Origin of the sequence: Lactobacillus sp. ESL0677, assembly GCF_029392875.1 — a bacterium.
Taxonomy (GTDB): Bacteria; Bacillota; Bacilli; order Lactobacillales; family Lactobacillaceae; genus Lactobacillus.
The window spans coordinates 1,666,348-1,681,741 of record NZ_CP113946.1 but is presented as its reverse complement, the minus strand read 5'-3'; the positions used below and the strand labels follow the sequence as shown (position 1 = coordinate 1,681,741).

The 15,394-nt window shown below is 39.5% G+C and carries 14 protein-coding genes and 1 riboswitch; of the genes, 10 read left to right on the top strand and 4 right to left on the bottom strand.

Going from position 1 to position 15,394, the window contains the following annotated elements; all coding sequences use genetic code 11:
- Positions 1–21: 21 nt before the first annotated feature.
- The 4 genes from OZX76_RS08235 to OZX76_RS08220 form a co-directional block, all read right to left on the bottom strand.
- Entirely contained in the window at positions 22–1,419 is a 1,398-nt protein-coding gene (locus OZX76_RS08235) for an ISLre2 family transposase (protein ID WP_277179346.1), read from the bottom strand.
- A 403-nt stretch (positions 1,420–1,822) separates the two neighbouring features.
- On the bottom strand, positions 1,823–1,951 hold the full coding sequence (locus OZX76_RS08230) for a hypothetical protein (protein ID WP_277179345.1): 129 nt from the start codon (positions 1,949–1,951) through the stop codon (positions 1,823–1,825).
- A gap of 149 nt (positions 1,952–2,100) precedes the next feature.
- Positions 2,101–3,405: an SLAP domain-containing protein gene (locus OZX76_RS08225; protein WP_277179343.1), complete on the bottom strand. Its 1,305-nt coding sequence runs from the start codon at positions 3,403–3,405 to the stop codon at positions 2,101–2,103.
- A 124-nt stretch (positions 3,406–3,529) separates the two neighbouring features.
- Positions 3,530–4,132 carry an SOS response-associated peptidase family protein gene (locus OZX76_RS08220; protein WP_277179342.1) on the bottom strand — a complete coding sequence of 201 codons (603 nt, stop codon included), beginning with the start codon at positions 4,130–4,132 and terminating at the stop codon, positions 3,530–3,532.
- A 98-nt stretch (positions 4,133–4,230) separates the two neighbouring features.
- Between OZX76_RS08220 and trpS the strand changes: the two genes are divergently transcribed.
- The 10 genes from trpS (at position 4,231) to rsmA (ending at position 15,311) form a co-directional block, all read left to right on the top strand.
- A complete protein-coding gene (gene trpS, locus OZX76_RS08215; protein ID WP_277179341.1) occupies positions 4,231–5,253 on the top strand; it encodes a tryptophan--tRNA ligase in 1,023 nt (340 codons plus the stop codon).
- A 5-nt stretch (positions 5,254–5,258) separates the two neighbouring features.
- Entirely contained in the window at positions 5,259–5,738 is a 480-nt protein-coding gene (locus OZX76_RS08210) for a deaminase (RefSeq protein ID WP_277179340.1), read from the top strand.
- Entirely contained in the window at positions 5,695–6,336 is a 642-nt protein-coding gene (locus OZX76_RS08205) for a TPM domain-containing protein (protein WP_277181532.1), read from the top strand. Before OZX76_RS08210 ends, OZX76_RS08205 begins: the two co-directional genes overlap by 44 nt.
- A gap of 113 nt (positions 6,337–6,449) precedes the next feature.
- Positions 6,450–6,613: riboswitch (M-box (ykoK) riboswitch) on the top strand.
- A gap of 94 nt (positions 6,614–6,707) precedes the next feature.
- Complete coding sequence (gene mgtA / locus OZX76_RS08200; protein ID WP_277179339.1) at positions 6,708–9,398, top strand: magnesium-translocating P-type ATPase; 2,691 nt, start codon at positions 6,708–6,710, stop codon at positions 9,396–9,398.
- 134 nt (positions 9,399–9,532) lie between these two features.
- Positions 9,533–10,192: an ABC transporter ATP-binding protein gene (locus OZX76_RS08195; RefSeq protein ID WP_277179338.1), complete on the top strand. Its 660-nt coding sequence runs from the start codon at positions 9,533–9,535 to the stop codon at positions 10,190–10,192.
- Entirely contained in the window at positions 10,189–10,941 is a 753-nt protein-coding gene (locus OZX76_RS08190; RefSeq protein WP_277179337.1) for a hypothetical protein, read from the top strand. Before OZX76_RS08195 ends, OZX76_RS08190 begins: the two co-directional genes overlap by 4 nt.
- Before the next feature lie 193 nt (positions 10,942–11,134).
- Entirely contained in the window at positions 11,135–13,111 is a 1,977-nt protein-coding gene (metG, locus tag OZX76_RS08185; RefSeq protein ID WP_277179335.1) for a methionine--tRNA ligase, read from the top strand.
- Positions 13,111–13,878, top strand: a complete 768-nt coding sequence (locus OZX76_RS08180) for a TatD family hydrolase (RefSeq protein ID WP_277179334.1) — start codon at positions 13,111–13,113, stop codon at positions 13,876–13,878. Before metG ends, OZX76_RS08180 begins: the two co-directional genes overlap by 1 nt.
- Positions 13,865–14,431: a ribonuclease M5 gene (gene rnmV / locus OZX76_RS08175; RefSeq protein WP_277179333.1), complete on the top strand. Its 567-nt coding sequence runs from the start codon at positions 13,865–13,867 to the stop codon at positions 14,429–14,431. The genes OZX76_RS08180 and rnmV overlap by 14 nt, the downstream gene beginning before the upstream one ends.
- The gene (gene rsmA / locus OZX76_RS08170; RefSeq protein WP_277179332.1) at positions 14,424–15,311 is read left to right on the top strand and encodes a 16S rRNA (adenine(1518)-N(6)/adenine(1519)-N(6))-dimethyltransferase RsmA; all 888 of its coding nucleotides are present in this window, start codon (positions 14,424–14,426) and stop codon (positions 15,309–15,311) included. The genes rnmV and rsmA overlap by 8 nt, the downstream gene beginning before the upstream one ends.
- Positions 15,312–15,394 lie beyond the last annotated feature (83 nt).

Here is a 15,394-nt window from a genome sequence, read left to right as displayed (position 1 = left end):
TGCTATTTGTAGTTTTCGCTTTTAAATTATTTGCTCGGGTAAATCAAATATCTGCCCACCATTAATGATCCCTTGATTCCAATAATGTGTCTTGGCCGTTTCGCCAAAGTCTGCTTGAAAATGCTCATAATACGGTCTGTTCTTTGCCTTAAAACGATGGTCTACTTGTCTAATTCTTTGCTCTTTAGCAGCTTTTCGTTGCTCGTTAAGCAAATATTGGCTAATATCGCCGCCATTTAACTGGAAGATAATGCTTCTGGCTACACTTTCAGCTCCTACCTTACTCCAGCCCATTGGTCTTGAACTCAGCCGCTCTGACAAATAATGACTGATGTGGCCTTCAGCGGTGCAACGCTGATAAGCTGCTTCTTGCGTATTTAAAATTGCCTGCCAATTACCTAATAGATAAGTTTTAGCTTGGTTAAGAGCGGCAATTTGCGTTGATGTTAAGTCGGGATCACTAAAGCGAGTTTCAAAGTATAATTCTACTTTGTCCCGCTGACCGGTTAAAGCCCAATGATATAAGCGATAAGCAGCAGCTGCCTTAGTATTAACAGCGGCTTGACGGCAATACTTTAACAAATGAAAGCGATCCAAGACAAACTTACAGTTAGGTAAATATTTAGCGCCCGCCTTAATCCAAGGCGCGCCATCACCAGCAAGATAAAACTGCTTAGCTTGCGGATAATTGGCTTCTAAATAACATAGCACCTCGTCCCACAGCTGTTCATTAGCCGCGCCAGCATAAGTACCAGTAAAATATTTAGGCTTAATTAAGTGATGGCGTTTTTGACTGTCATCATAACCTTCGTGTAAGTACACTAACTTCATAAAATGGTTACTGCCATCTTGAAAAGCAACATGATCTTCATCAGCCTCTAAATAAACAATTTGCTTATTTCGTGCTTGCACCTGATCAGGCTGATTAGGCAGTAGTGGGCCCTCACGATGAACAATGTTCATAACTGTTGTTTTAGAATGGATTTCACTGTATTTAAGCAAATCAATGGCTGCCTGATAATGATATTTAGCTACGTTTTCTAAAACAGCCGCCTTAAAGCCTAAGGTCATCCGGCTATACTTGGTGAAAGCTAAGGCTTGATCAAGCCAAAAGAAATAATGTTGGTCTTGTTTATCTTGGTAATAAGTACGCTTAAAAGTTAATTGCCCATACAAAGTCTGCTTAATACATGTACGCATGGCTTTAACTTCATACTGCTTTTTGCGACTAGGCAACTGCTTATAACTAGCATCAAGCTGCTCAAGATAAGAACCAATTAGCTTTAAACCCCAATGGCGCAATTCCTGCATGAATGCTTCTAAGACATCATCGAAAGTAAGCTGACAGTCCAGCAACTTATTAGTATCAGTAGTTAAATTATCTAACAAAAGCTGTAAATCTTGTAGTAAACTAGTCATATAGAAGAAAACCTTTCTGAATGTAAATTTTGTTCAAACTACATTTTAGCAGAAGGTTCTCTTCTATTTTTTATTTTCCCCACAAATACTTTACGCTAACGCACGCCTTGCGCGCATCCTGAGAAGTCCAGTCAGCTTCTCGTAAAGGAGGCGATTATCGTGCAGGATATGCTAACATTCATCATGTTTTACCTTGTCTTAACAAAGACGGAGCAGATATTAAGTGACATTATTGTCATTCTTGATAAGTTACTCAAGTAAAACAGCAAAGACAGCTTGGGTTTTCCTGGGCTGTTTTTGTCTAAAAATAAAATTTGTCTAATTGTGAAATTGAAAAAAATCAAAAAATAAAAAGCCCGTTAAATTGGGCTTTTAAAATTCTATATAGCTTGAATTTCACAAACTATTTTAGTGGGCCGGTTTTGCCCTTTTTATATTTACCATTTTGAACGACGTTTTGGTAAACGCCTTTGCTTCCTCCAGTTGTTAAATTAGCAGCTAAAGAAATTTTTGAATTTGTAATTGTGTCCATTTTATTTCCTCTAAATATAAAATTAAATTTTAAAACAAGTTAATATAATCTCGAGATCACAAGTAATATATCACTAGAACATACGTTTCTCAAACATACGTTCGAAAGAATAGATAAAAAATAGGCCCAATGACCTATTTTTATCTATTTTATTTGACGGGCATGGTACCTTCAATACGTCCATTGAAAGGTTTTGTAGCGTTTAATAAAGCCTGCTGTTGCATAGTTAAATACCAAACAGCTTCTTTAACCTCACTAATGCTTACTGAAGTCGAAGAATTGACATCTTTGGCCATTTTTAAGGCTCTATCATATTGAACTTTATAAGTATTTACATAGTCTTTATTTTTATAGTTAGAACTAGCTGTAATTATTTTTTCTTGATCAATTAATTTTTGTAGATCTTGTTTGTCAGCTGCTGTTGCAATTCTAGCGTCTGTGCGAGCTTCTTCAGGGGTATTAGCTGGTGTTAATTGGGGACCTGATAAGTAATTTGTATCAGCTGCTTTGACATAAAACAGTTGATTTTGGATTGCACTTTCGTAATTACCAGATTCTTCAGGAGAGTAATAATTTAAGCGATAAAATAATTCTGCTTTATTATCTTTAGGTACCCAAACATAAATTTCTCTGATTACAGGAATATCTTCATTTTTTGCAAGCGTAATGTTTTTATTAGTAATTGCAGGATTAAGAATTGTTGCAATGCTATAAGCATTACTATTTTGCTTTAAATCGACATAAGTATGCATCGTGTAAGTAGCTAATTTTTGACGAGGTTGAATTTTTATATTTCCAATATAAATAAAAGCATCAGTTGTACCAGCTATACGATAAACTTTTGAGCTTGAATTACCATCTGGAACTTTAGTAATGCAATCAACTTTCAGTTTCTGACCAGGTTTAACTAGGGTTCTATCATTCCCTGATCCAGTATACCCACCAGAAAAGCCATGATTGTCTTTAGGCTTAACGGTAACAGTAGCGTTAGCAACGTAAAGAGGTTGACCGTTGATCTTATTGACATTGGCGGCATTAATGTAACCACCATGACTAATGTTGTAATAATATTTACCCTTGATTTTTTTATAAGGTAACCATGATTGATTGTAGTTGTCATCATTTAGTAAGTAGTATTGTTTGCTGTCTTTTTCGATTGGTTGGATAGTTCCAGTATATTTAATATTTGTACCTTTGTGTAAATGAGTGTTATACCGGCTACCACGATATTTAGTAAGGCGTTGACCTTTTTTATTATAAACATAAGCTCCATGAACTAATTTTAGAGTGTTATTGTTGGATGTTGTTGCAGCAACAACGGGTGTAGATTTGAGTCGCTGTGATACTGGGGATCCAGCTCCTAAAATTAAAACACTAGCAATAGAGCTAAGAAGGATTTTTTTGCTTAATTTCATGTATTTTACCTCATATATAGAAATAATAATTACAGCCATTATACTTCAATAGCAAATTAAGTTTAAGTAACATATATTCTTATTTTTTCGAACATATGTTGGCATATTAAAAGAACATTAGCTTTTCTATTTGAACTAATGTTCTTTTTATTTCTTTCCGCAGTTACTTTCTCTGCGGCATTTTCTTAACTGCTAACGGCAGCTGACTGCGATCAATCAGGCTAGTAAAATTTTGAAACAGCCAGCGGCGCAATTCTGCTGCGGTAATGATTAACGGCATCCGGTCATGAATTGGTGCCATGTCAGCGTTGGGCTTAGTTGTTACCATTGAAAAATGGTCGTCTTGGTAAATACCGGCAATCAAAGTTAGGGATGCATTGGGGTCGCGAAAACTATAGCGCTCATGATAGGTGTGACCATTAACTGCATAAGTTTGATGTCCAGATTCCCAGAATTGCTTGGTAATGATAATGCACCGTGATTTGGCAAAGGATGAATCCCACATCGACGGTTTATTTTCAAAAAAGCGTTCAACGCGGGCGTTAAAAATCACTTTTTTATTGTCAACTGGGCTAGGATACCCCCAAGATTTAGGCACTAATTGTAATTGGCTATTTTGGTAGAGCAAGACAGGTGCATCTTTTTTAGGAAAGACAGCTTGATTTTGCGGGAGGTTAACCGCTGGCTCGGTCAACGGTAAGTTAAGGTCGGATACTAAATATTTTTTGATTTCTGCTAAATTAGGCAATTGGAATTGATTACACATTTTTCCTCTAGGTTTAATCGTTGCTTGATTTTTGGTAAAATCAAGTATAACGATTATATTAAATAAGATTTTAATTTTTAAAGAAGGCCAAAAAACAGATGGATAAGAAAATTATTTTAACAGGTGACCGCCCAACTGGAAAGCTTCACATTGGACACTACATTGGCTCGTTGAAGAACCGGGTAATGCTTCAAAATTCGGGTGAGTATCAACCATTTATCATGATTGCCGACACGCAAGCTTTGACTGACAATGCGCGCAATCCTGAAAAAATCCGCAACAGCCTTATTCAAGTAGCACTAGACTACCTAGCTGTTGGCATTGATCCAGAGATTTCCACGATTTTTGTGCAGTCACAAATTTCGGCATTGTTTGAGTTAACTGCTTACTACATGGACTTGGTAACTGTTAGCCGGCTCGAACGTAATCCAACTGTTAAAACCGAAATTAAGCAAAAGGGCTTTAACGATTCAATTCCAGTTGGCTTTTTGAACTATCCAGTTTCACAAGCAGCTGATATCACTGCCTTTAAGGCAGCACTTGTTCCCGCTGGTGACGATCAGGAACCAATGATTGAGCAAGCCCGGGAAATTGTGCGTACCTTTAACCGCGTGTACAATTGTGATGTCCTAGTTGAGCCGAAGGGTTATTTCCCAGAAGACGGCAGCGGTCGTTTGCCGGGACTTGATGGCAATGCCAAGATGTCCAAGTCATTAAACAATGCTATTTACTTGTCGGACGATGCGGAGACAGTGCAAAAGAAGGTTATGTCAATGTACACCGATCCAGATCACGTTCACGTTGAGGATCCGGGTAAGATTGAAGGCAATACTGTTTTCACATATCTTGATATTTTTGATCCTGATAAAGATAAGGTAGCGCAATTGAAGGCAGATTACCAAAAGGGTGGTCTGGGTGATGTCAAAATTAAACGTTACTTAAACAAAGTTTTGGAAGCAGAATTAGCACCAATTCGTGAGCGCCGAGCAAAATTTGCTCAAGATGAAGATGCTGTTTATGAAATGCTGATCGAGGGTTCAAAGAAGGCCAATGCAGTTGCTAACGAGACTTTGCGACAAGTTCGGGATGCAATTGGCTTAAATTACTTTGACAAGAGGTAAACACAATGCGTGATCGAATTCCGTGGAAACAATATTTTATGATGCAGGCCTTAGTGATTGCCCAGCGTTCAACGTGCGATCGGGCACTTGTTGGCAATGTGTTAGTTAAGGATAACCGCATTATTGGGACCGGCTATAATGGCTCTGTGACTGGCGCGCCACATTGCGATGATGTTGGCCACCAACTAGTTGACGGGCACTGCGTGCGGACAATCCATTCAGAGATGAATTCACTAATTCAATGTGCTAGAAATGGTGTCTCAACGGACAACACGGAAATCTACGTCACGCATTTTCCTTGTTATAATTGTGCTAAGTCCTTGGTTCAGGCTGGAGTTAAAAAAGTCAACTATTATTTTGATTATCATGATAGTCCACTGGCAATTGCACTATTCAAAGATTGTGGGGTTCCCTATGAGCAAATTAAAATTGACCGCAAGTATGTGGAACAATTGGCGCACAAACTGGAAGACGCTGAAAACTAAGCTGACATTAATTACCGTTTTAATTGGTCTCTTTTGTACGTTAACCGGTTTTTCAAATGCGAATATTCAGGATACTAGTCACGTACTAAATCATGCAACTAAAGCATTAATTACTGCTAAAAATAATCGCTATTGGCAAACTGGTGAGCAGCCGCAAATTGTTGTTCGCACCCTTAACCGAATTGATAGTCTAACACCTAAAAATTTGGCGAAATCGAAGCGGACAGTTTTTATCATTGTTGGCACTAAGGGTAAAAAGCGTAATGTGCAGATCTTTTCGAGTAAAGACTTGCACGCGGCCTTTACGGCAGATACGCGTGGTAATATTATCCGCTCACAATCGGACCAATTGCGCAGCAATAGTAAGACCGAGTTTAACAAGGGACTGCGTTTTGTTTTTCGTGCGTGTGCAACCACGATTGACCAGCAATATCAATATTCCTTTGATAAGTATGACTTAACTAATGATGAGCGCTCACAGATTGCCCATCCGCATCGTTTGGCGCTGCCGATTGCCCTAGCATTGGTCATTGTAGTTGCAGGCTTATATTACTTTTTCCGGCATAATTTGCAACCTAAAAACCGAATTCAAAAGTAGTCAGAGATTAATATATTGGGAAGCTTTATTCTGCTTTTTATAAACGATTTAGACTAAATTAGTTGACTTAGTCTAAGGTTATGGATTACACTCACTATGTAAATTCAATAAAACAAATAAACTGTTAGGTGAGACTCCTACGTGAACACACGCTATCGCCCAGAAACATCCAGAGATGCCAACGGGTTAAATAGGTGTCGTCGATTTAAGGCGAGATCCAGATAGCTAGCATGTGCTTACGTCACGTAGTGTTAAAACTGAACGACGAGTATATTATGATATATGATACCTTGTTTAAAAGAAGGTCGCCTGCAGCTTTTGCATGCGGCTTTTTTAGTTTGTTTGAGATTTTTAAATAAGGAGTGGTAAGGATGCTGAGAAAACCTAATAACCAGGCTGAAAGCAAAGACTTGCAGCGGGTTAAAGCAATTGCCAAGGAGACACGTGCTGAAACGTTAGCACGGCTTCACGCGAGCAGTAACGGGCTATCTAGTAAGCAGGCTGATAAAAATCGTGAGGAATATGGATCGAATCGGATTGCCTCAAACAAACACGATTCTAAGCTACGCTTTTTAGCTGAGGCGTTTATTACACCGTTTACCTTGATTCTGTTAGTTCTAGCAACGCTGTCGCTGTTTACTGACTATATTTTTGTCCCGGCTGGACAGAAAGATTTAAGTACAGTGTTAATTATGGTGACAATGGTTTTGATATCTGGGATTACCAGTTTTATCCAGAACATTAAGTCGTCTAATGCCGTTAATTCGCTGCTGAAGATGGTATCAGTTACTACCGATGTTATTCGTGATGGTAAGGACCAAGAAATCCCGACCGATCAAGTAGTTATCGGTGATGTTATTCGGCTGGGAGCAGGGGACTTGGTGCCCGCTGACATGCGACTGCTTTCAAGTAAGGACCTCTTTTGTTCGTCAAGCTCGCTCAATGGTGAGTCAAGCCCTGTGGAAAAGATTGCCACTAAGAGACCGGGCGTAGGTAAAGACCGTGATTATCTTGATTACCCCAATGTTTTATATGAGGGGACAACGATTGTTTCCGGCGCTGGGCTTGGTGTCGCCTTTGCGACGGGTTCACATACCATGTTTGGCAAGCTGGCTCATGACATTGCCAGAAGTGATGTCAAGAATACGTCCTTTGACGTTGGTATTAAAAATATTTCGAAGTTATTAATTACCATGACCGCAATTATTGCGCCACTAGTGCTCATTATCAACGGTTTGACCAAGGGCAACTGGATTGATGCCTTAATCTTTGCAATTGCAACGGCTGTGGGACTGACACCAGAAATGCTGCCGGTTATTGTGACGACTAACTTGGTTAAGGGTTCAGTTGAGATGTCCAAGCACGGCACAATTGTTAAAAAAATGAATTCAATTCAAAACTTTGGCTCGGCTGATGTGCTCTGTACCGATAAGACGGGGACGTTAACGCAGGATAAGGTCGTTTTGGAACGACACTATGATTTAAATTTGCGGGAAACGCCTAAAATTTTGGAGCTTGGCTACCTCAATTCTTATTATCAAACAGGGATGAAAAATTTGATTGATAAGGCAATAATTGAAGCGGCTGGTGATGAGCTTGACGTTAACGAAATTCAACGTGATTATAATAAGATTGATGAAATTCCGTTTGACTTTTCTAGACGGCGCATGAGTGTTGTGGTTGAAAACTCGGACCGTGAACACGGCGAGCACCTCTTGGTAACCAAGGGTGCTGCAGAAGAAATGATCGCTGTTTCCAATCGTGTCGAAGTTGACGGGCAGATTTTGGCGTTAACGCCTGAGCGCAAGCAAAAGGTCATGGCTAAGATTGATAACATGAATGATGACGGCCTGCGGGTAATTATGCTGGGGTATAAGCCTAATCCCGCACCAGTTGGTGAGTTCTCCACTAAAGATGAAAGCAACTTGATTTTGTGTGGCTTTTTAGCCTTCCTTGATCCACCAAAGGAAAGTGCCAAGAATGCTTTAGCTAAGTTAAAGAGAGATGGGATTAATGTCAAAATCCTAACAGGCGACAATGAGGCGGTCACAAGAACGGTTGGTCTGCAAGTTGGATTAAACGTTGATAACGTGTATTCTGGTGCTGATTTAGATGGCAAGAGTCCTGAAGAATTGGCTAAGATGGTTGAAGAATGCAACATCTTTGTTAAGTTGTCACCAGAAGACAAGACGAAGATTATTAATTTGCTCAAGCAAAATGGGCACACAGTTGGCTATATGGGGGACGGCATTAACGATGCTCCCGCAATGAAGGCAGCTGATGTTTCGATTTCTGTTGATACCGCGGTTGATATTGCTAAGGAGTCAGCTGACATTATTTTGCTGCACAAGGATTTGAATGTGCTAGAAAAGGGCGTCAGAATTGGTCGTAAGGTCTTTGGTAACACGATGAAATATATCAAGATTACCTTATCCTCGAATTTTGGTAACATTTTATCGATTTTAGTTGCCTCATCGTTCTTGCCATTCCTGCCAATGCTGCCGCTGCAGCTTCTAATTCTAGACTTACTGTATGGTACTAGTTGCTTGTCACTACCGTTTGATACAATGTCGGATGAATATTTGAAGCAGCCGCGGACTTGGTCAACTAAGAAATTGCCGAAGTTTATGTTTTACTTTGGTCCGACTTCTTCAGTCTTTGACATTGTGACGTTTGCGTTGTTATACTTTCTAATTTGTCCGCGACTTGTTGGCGGCAGTTATACTGCGATTTCACCAGCTCAACAAGTTGCCTTTGTGGCTCTGTTTCATACTGGCTGGTTTATTGAGTCGCTCTGGACACAGGAAATGGTTATTCACGCCTTGCGTGATCGCCACTTGCCATTCATCCAGCAGCATGCAACTTATGCGGTCATCTTGGCAACCTTTGGCGCAGGGATTATCGGTACTCTATTACCATTCTCTGTTGTTGCTGATGCACTCAAGTTTGGTCCAATGCCACTTAGCTATATGTGGGTCATTTTGGGAATTTTGATTCTCTATATTTTATTGACGACAATCGTCAAGCACTTCTACTTAAAGGATGAAAAATTCTTGATTTAACTGTTAATATTAAAAAATGTGACTTAGGTTCTTACCTAAGTCATTTTTTTGGTAATTTGCTTGCTATTTGTAATGGCGTTACAATATTCTAGTACAGTAAAACTGATGCATTATTATATTAGAAAGGAAGCAATATGAAATTAAGTAACTTAACGGTTAAATATGGTAAGCATATTTCTTTAAATAATTTAAGTATCCGGCTTACTAATAATGGCAAAATAGTCGGTATTCTTGGTGAAAATGGTGCCGGTAAAACGACGCTGATTAATGTAATAATAGGCAGACTAAATCGCTTTAAAGGAGCAAGAACAGTTGATGAAAGCATTGCCTATATGCCTGATAGATTTTTTCTCTATGAAAACTTGCGAATTAAACAGGCAATAAAATTATTTAAGCAATCTTTTTCTGATTTTGATGAAAAGCGTGCTCTGAAAATTTTGGCTCATTTTAAACTCGATCCCAATATGAAAATTCATGACGGCTCTAAGGGAAATCACGAGGAAATTCATTTGGCATTGATTTTATCAAGGAATACAGATTTTTACGTGATGGATGAGCCATTATCGGCGATTGATCCGATTAATCGGGCAGCCTTTATTGAAGCAATTGAAAATTATCGCCGAAAAGACAGTACTGTCTTAATTGTTACGCACTTATTGCGCGATTTGGGTAGTATGTTTGACGAGGTAATCTTGATGAGGAATGGGCAGTTGCTTTTACAAGATACGAAGAAAAATATCTTAAATAAATACAGCAGCCTTGAAGAAGCTTACTTTGAGGAGGTAGGAAGATGAGTGAATATCTTAGTATCAGGTTGAAGAAGATACTGCCGCTGTTTCTTATTCCCATTGGGGTTGAAATTATCTTTGGTCTAATTAGATTGGCTAAACCTCGTAGTGCAATGATCGCGGAAGTTCATGATTTATGGTATGCCGCAGCTGCCGCCGTTATTTTGTTTGTCACAACCTACCAGTTAATTAAAATTTATTACCTGGGAAGTGATGAACTGATAAATATTTTGCCGTTCGCAAATGAATTATTAACCTTTATTGAATTAATAATGTATGCGGTATTAACAACGATTTTCGGTTTAGTTTTTCAAGAGGTAAACAACTATCATTCGGGTGTTAAAGTTGCCATTGGACAGTATGCGCTTAGTAAATTTTTATCATTATTAAGCTTTTATATGGTACTGTTTGCTTTTGCCATGATTTTTAAGAACATTAGAAAAAATGCCATTGGCGAATCTCTGATATTACTTGCTACTATTTTAGTGATTGCACTTGTAATTGCGCTTTTCTGGCAGATTGAAAAAAGCCAAATAGTTCACTTCATGATCGGAATTTCTTCACCGGATGCGCAAATTCGTGTAGTCTATTTGAATATTCTGCCATACAGCTTTTATGACCAGACTACTGCTGCGGCACAAGGCCTAGCTAAGCTAGGTTATCTAATAAATGGCATTAGTACAGTTATATCAGGATTAGTTGTTGTTTTATGGCAGAGAATAGTTAAGTTGAATTATCTTAATTTAGTAGATTAATTTTAGAAGAAAAAAGTCCAGAATCTCTGGACTTTTTTAGTATAATCAGTAGGAAGATAATTTTAAAAGATATTTTAATTATTACTGAAATAGAAATGAGATTATACCGTAAAAATCCTCATAATACGATTTTTAGGCTATCTTAGTGTAGTATAATGAACTGAAAACAAATAAATCTTAAGGAGAAACAAATATGGCTGACAAAAAAACTTTTTATGTTACAACCCCAATCTATTATCCATCTGGCCGCTTAACGATCGGTAATGCATACACCACAATCGCTGCTGACACGATAGCACGCTATAAGCGTAGTCAAGGCTATGATACCTTCTTTTTAACTGGGACCGATGAGCATGGCTTGAAGATTGAGCAAAAGGCTGAAAAACAAGGCATCAAGCCGCAAGAGTTTGTGGACAAGATGGTGGTCATGTATAAAAAGTTGTGGAAGAGTCTTGATATTTCTTACGATAAATTTATTCGGACAACTGATGAAGAACACGTTAAGAGTGTACAAAAGATTTTTGAAAAGCTCTTAAAGCAAGGCGACATCTATCTTGGTGAATATACTGGTTGGTACTCAGTTGAAGATGAGGAGTACTTTACTGAATCACAATTAGCTGAGGTTTATAAGGACGATGCCGGCAACGTAGTTGGTGGTAAAGCGCCATCAGGTCACGAGGTACAACTGGTCAAAGAGCCATCATACTTCTTTAAGATGAGCAAGTATGCTGACCGCTTGCAACAATACTACAAAGACCATCCTGACTTTATCTTGCCTCATTCTCGGGAAAAGGAAATGGTTAATAACTTCTTAAAGCCGGGACTAGAAGATTTATCAGTTACACGGACGACGGTTTCTTGGGGCATCCCTGTTCCAAGTGATCCTAAGCACGTGGTTTATGTCTGGATTGATGCGCTGTCAAACTATATTACGGCTCTAGGTTATGATTCTGACGATGATTCCTTATTTAAGAAGTATTGGCCAGCCGACGTTCATTTGGTTGGTAAGGAAATTGTGCGTTTCCACACAATTTATTGGCCAATTATGTTGATGGCATTAGGTTTGCCATTGCCAAAACATGTTATTGGTCATGGTTGGGTCTTGATGAAGGACGGTAAGATGTCCAAGTCTAAGGGGAATGCCGTTTATCCAGAATCAATTACTAGCCGTTACGGTGTTGACGCTTTGCGTTATTACCTAATGCGTGCTTTGCCATTTGGTTCAGACGGTGTCTTCACGCCAGAAGACTTTGTGGAACGGGTCAATTATGATTTGGCTAATGATTTAGGCAACCTGCTTAACAGAACGGTGTCAATGATTAACCAATATCAGGATGGCCACGTTGCTCCAGTTGCTGCAACTCAGAATGAATTGGGCAAGCAACTAGCTGCTGCTGCAGAAGAGACAATTGCAGATTACAAGCAAAACATGGATAAACTTTACTTCACGCAAGCAATTGAGGGCATTTGGAAGTTTATTGGTCGTGCTAATAAATATATTGACGAAACAACCCCTTGGGCTTTGAACAAGGAAGGCAAGAAGAAAGAATTATCCTTAGTAATGTCCAACTTGGCTGAAAGTTTGCGGATTGTTGCCTTATTAATCGCTCCAATTATGACCAGAACACCAGTAGAAATGTTTAAGCAACTTGGTTTAGACTGGCAAAATGATGACCAAAAGAAACTAGCCTTTGGCGATTATGCTTGGGATGTTAAGGTAACTGAAAAGCCAACTCCAATTTACCCACGTCTAAAGCCGGAAGAAGAAATTAAGTACATTAAGGATGAAATGGCTAAGGCTAAGCCAAAGAAGCAAAGCCGTAGTGAACAAGGCAAAGACCCAGACATTACTATTGATGATTTTGATAAGGTTAAAATCCAGGTTGGTAAAATTTTGTCAGTTGAGTCAGTTCAAGGATCAAGTAAGTTATTGAAATTCCAACTTGACTTTGGTAACGGTGATGAACGTCAAATCTTGAGTGGTATCCGCAAGTATTATCCAAATGCTAGTGAATTACTTGACCGTAAAGTATTAGCTGTAACTAACTTGAAGCCACGTAAGATGGTTGGTCAATTGAGTCAAGGCATGCTTTTATCTAGTGAGAAGAATGGCGAAGTTAAATTGGCCTTAGTCGGTGATGAACACGAAGTCGGGGCTCAATTAGGTTAATGGAATTAATTGATAATCATACACACTTACAGGATGAACCTTTTCGGGGTAAGGAAGAATTTTACATTGATCGTGCTAAGCAATTAGGCGTTACGAAGATGATTTGTGCGGGGCAAGACCCAGACTTTAACAAGCGGGCGATTGATCTTAGTCAGCGCTTTGATAATGTCTATGCGATGGTCGGTTATTGCCCTGATGTGGCTAAGGATTACAATCAGCAGGCTGAAGACTTGCTAATTGAGCAGTTGCAGACACCCGGTGTTGTCGCAATGGGTGAGATAGGGCTTGACTACTATTGGGACGAATCACCGCGTGATGTGCAAAAAAGAGTATTGGCACGTCAGATTGAAGTAGCTCATGAATTGCATTTGCCGGTTGATATTCATACGCGCGATGCGTTTAGTGATTGCTATGATATTTTGCAAAGCAGCAATCTGGAATACGGTGCGATTCTGCACAGCTTTAACGGGGATGTTTCGTGGCTTCAGAAGTTTATGAAGCTAAATGTTTGTTTTTCATACTCTGGTGTAGTTTCCTTTACTAAGGCAACCGAAGTCCACGAGTCCGCAAGGCAAACACCGCTCGACAGACTGCTAATCGAGACGGATGCGCCGTTTTTGACGCCAAAACCGTATCGTGGCAGACAAAATGAGCCGGGGAATGTCTACTATGTGGCTCAGGCAATTGCTGAACTGAAAAATATTCCAATAGAAGAGGTTGCTGCGGCAACTTACGCAAATACTGTGAGAGTTTATGGTCTTAACTAAAAAACAATTTAATGCAGTTGTGGTCGTTGAGGGAAAAGACGACACAATTAGGCTAAAGCAATTTTTTCCGGGCATCGAAACGATTGAAACTAACGGCTCAGATGTGCCACAATCGGTTTTAACAGAATTAAAGGAACTAATTAAAAAGCGGGATGTCATTGTCTTGACCGATCCTGATTTAAACGGTGAACGCATTCGCCGGTTAGTGACGCAAGCAATTCCTACTGCTAAACAAGCATTCATCACTCGTAAGGAAGGAGTCCCGCAAAAGCGGGGCAACTCATTAGGGGTTGAGCATGCATCTAAAGAAGCATTAACGCGTGCTTTAAGTGACCTTCATGAAGCGAAATTTGAGCAGAGTGATTTGACTAAAGCAGCTTATCAGCATTTAGGCTTGGCTAGTGGCCAAGGTTCGCGTAAATTGCGTGAACAAGTTGGAATTAAGTTGAGTGTAGGTTATGGTAATGCTAAACAGTTTTATAAGAGGCTGCATACTTTTGGAATAACGCTTGCGGCATTAACTGCGGCTGTTAAGGAGGCAAAAGATGAATAATGAAATTCCTATTGGCTCGCCGATAAGGACACAGGCAATAATTAACCGCTACTTTGTTAAAGCCAAGAAAAATTTGGGGCAAAACTTCTTAGTTGATTTGGATGCAATCCAAGGAATTGTGGAGGCTGCGCAAATTCAGCCGGGTGATCAGGTAATTGAAATTGGTCCAGGGATTGGGTCGCTGACCGAGCAACTGCTTTATGCTGGCGCTAAGGTTTTTGCTTATGAAGTTGATGATGATCTGCCGGAAATTTTAAACAATGAATTACCAAGGCAAATTGACGGTGTTCCAATTAAGGAACGCTTTGAGTTAATGATGAAGGATATCTTGCAGGCTGATTTTAAAAAAGATTTAGCTGATTTTTTTGATTTAACTAAACCAGTGAAGGTTGTTGCTAACTTGCCGTATTACATTACGACGCCGATTATTTTCTTTTTGAATGAGTCTGAGCTGAATTTTGCTAGTCTTACATTAATGATGCAAAAGGAAGTGGCGGACCGCTTGAGTGCGCAACCGGGCTCAAAAGCTTACGGACCGCTCTCAATTGCGGTGCAAATTGAGATGAATGTGGCTGAAGCACTAACTGTCAAGAGCAGCTCGTTTATTCCACGGCCAAAAGTTGACTCAAGCGTAGTGGTCTTGACGCCGCTGAAACAAAAGCCGGATGTTGGGGATGCCAAGCACTTTAATTGGGTTGTTAAAATGTGCTTTGCCCAACGTCGTAAAACTTTGAATAACAACTTGAAGAACCTAATTTCAGATGCGAATAAGCGGGCAGAGCTGATTACTTCTTTAGGAGTTGATCCTCGGATTCGGCCGGAGCAGCTCTCAATTAGCCAGTTTGCACAAATTGCAGCGGTAATTAAACAAGAGCACTAATCTAATTTTGTTCGGTAATTATGAAAAGCAATTGAAATAATTGTCACAATGTGGTAAAATACCGAACAAAGGAGTTGTTATTT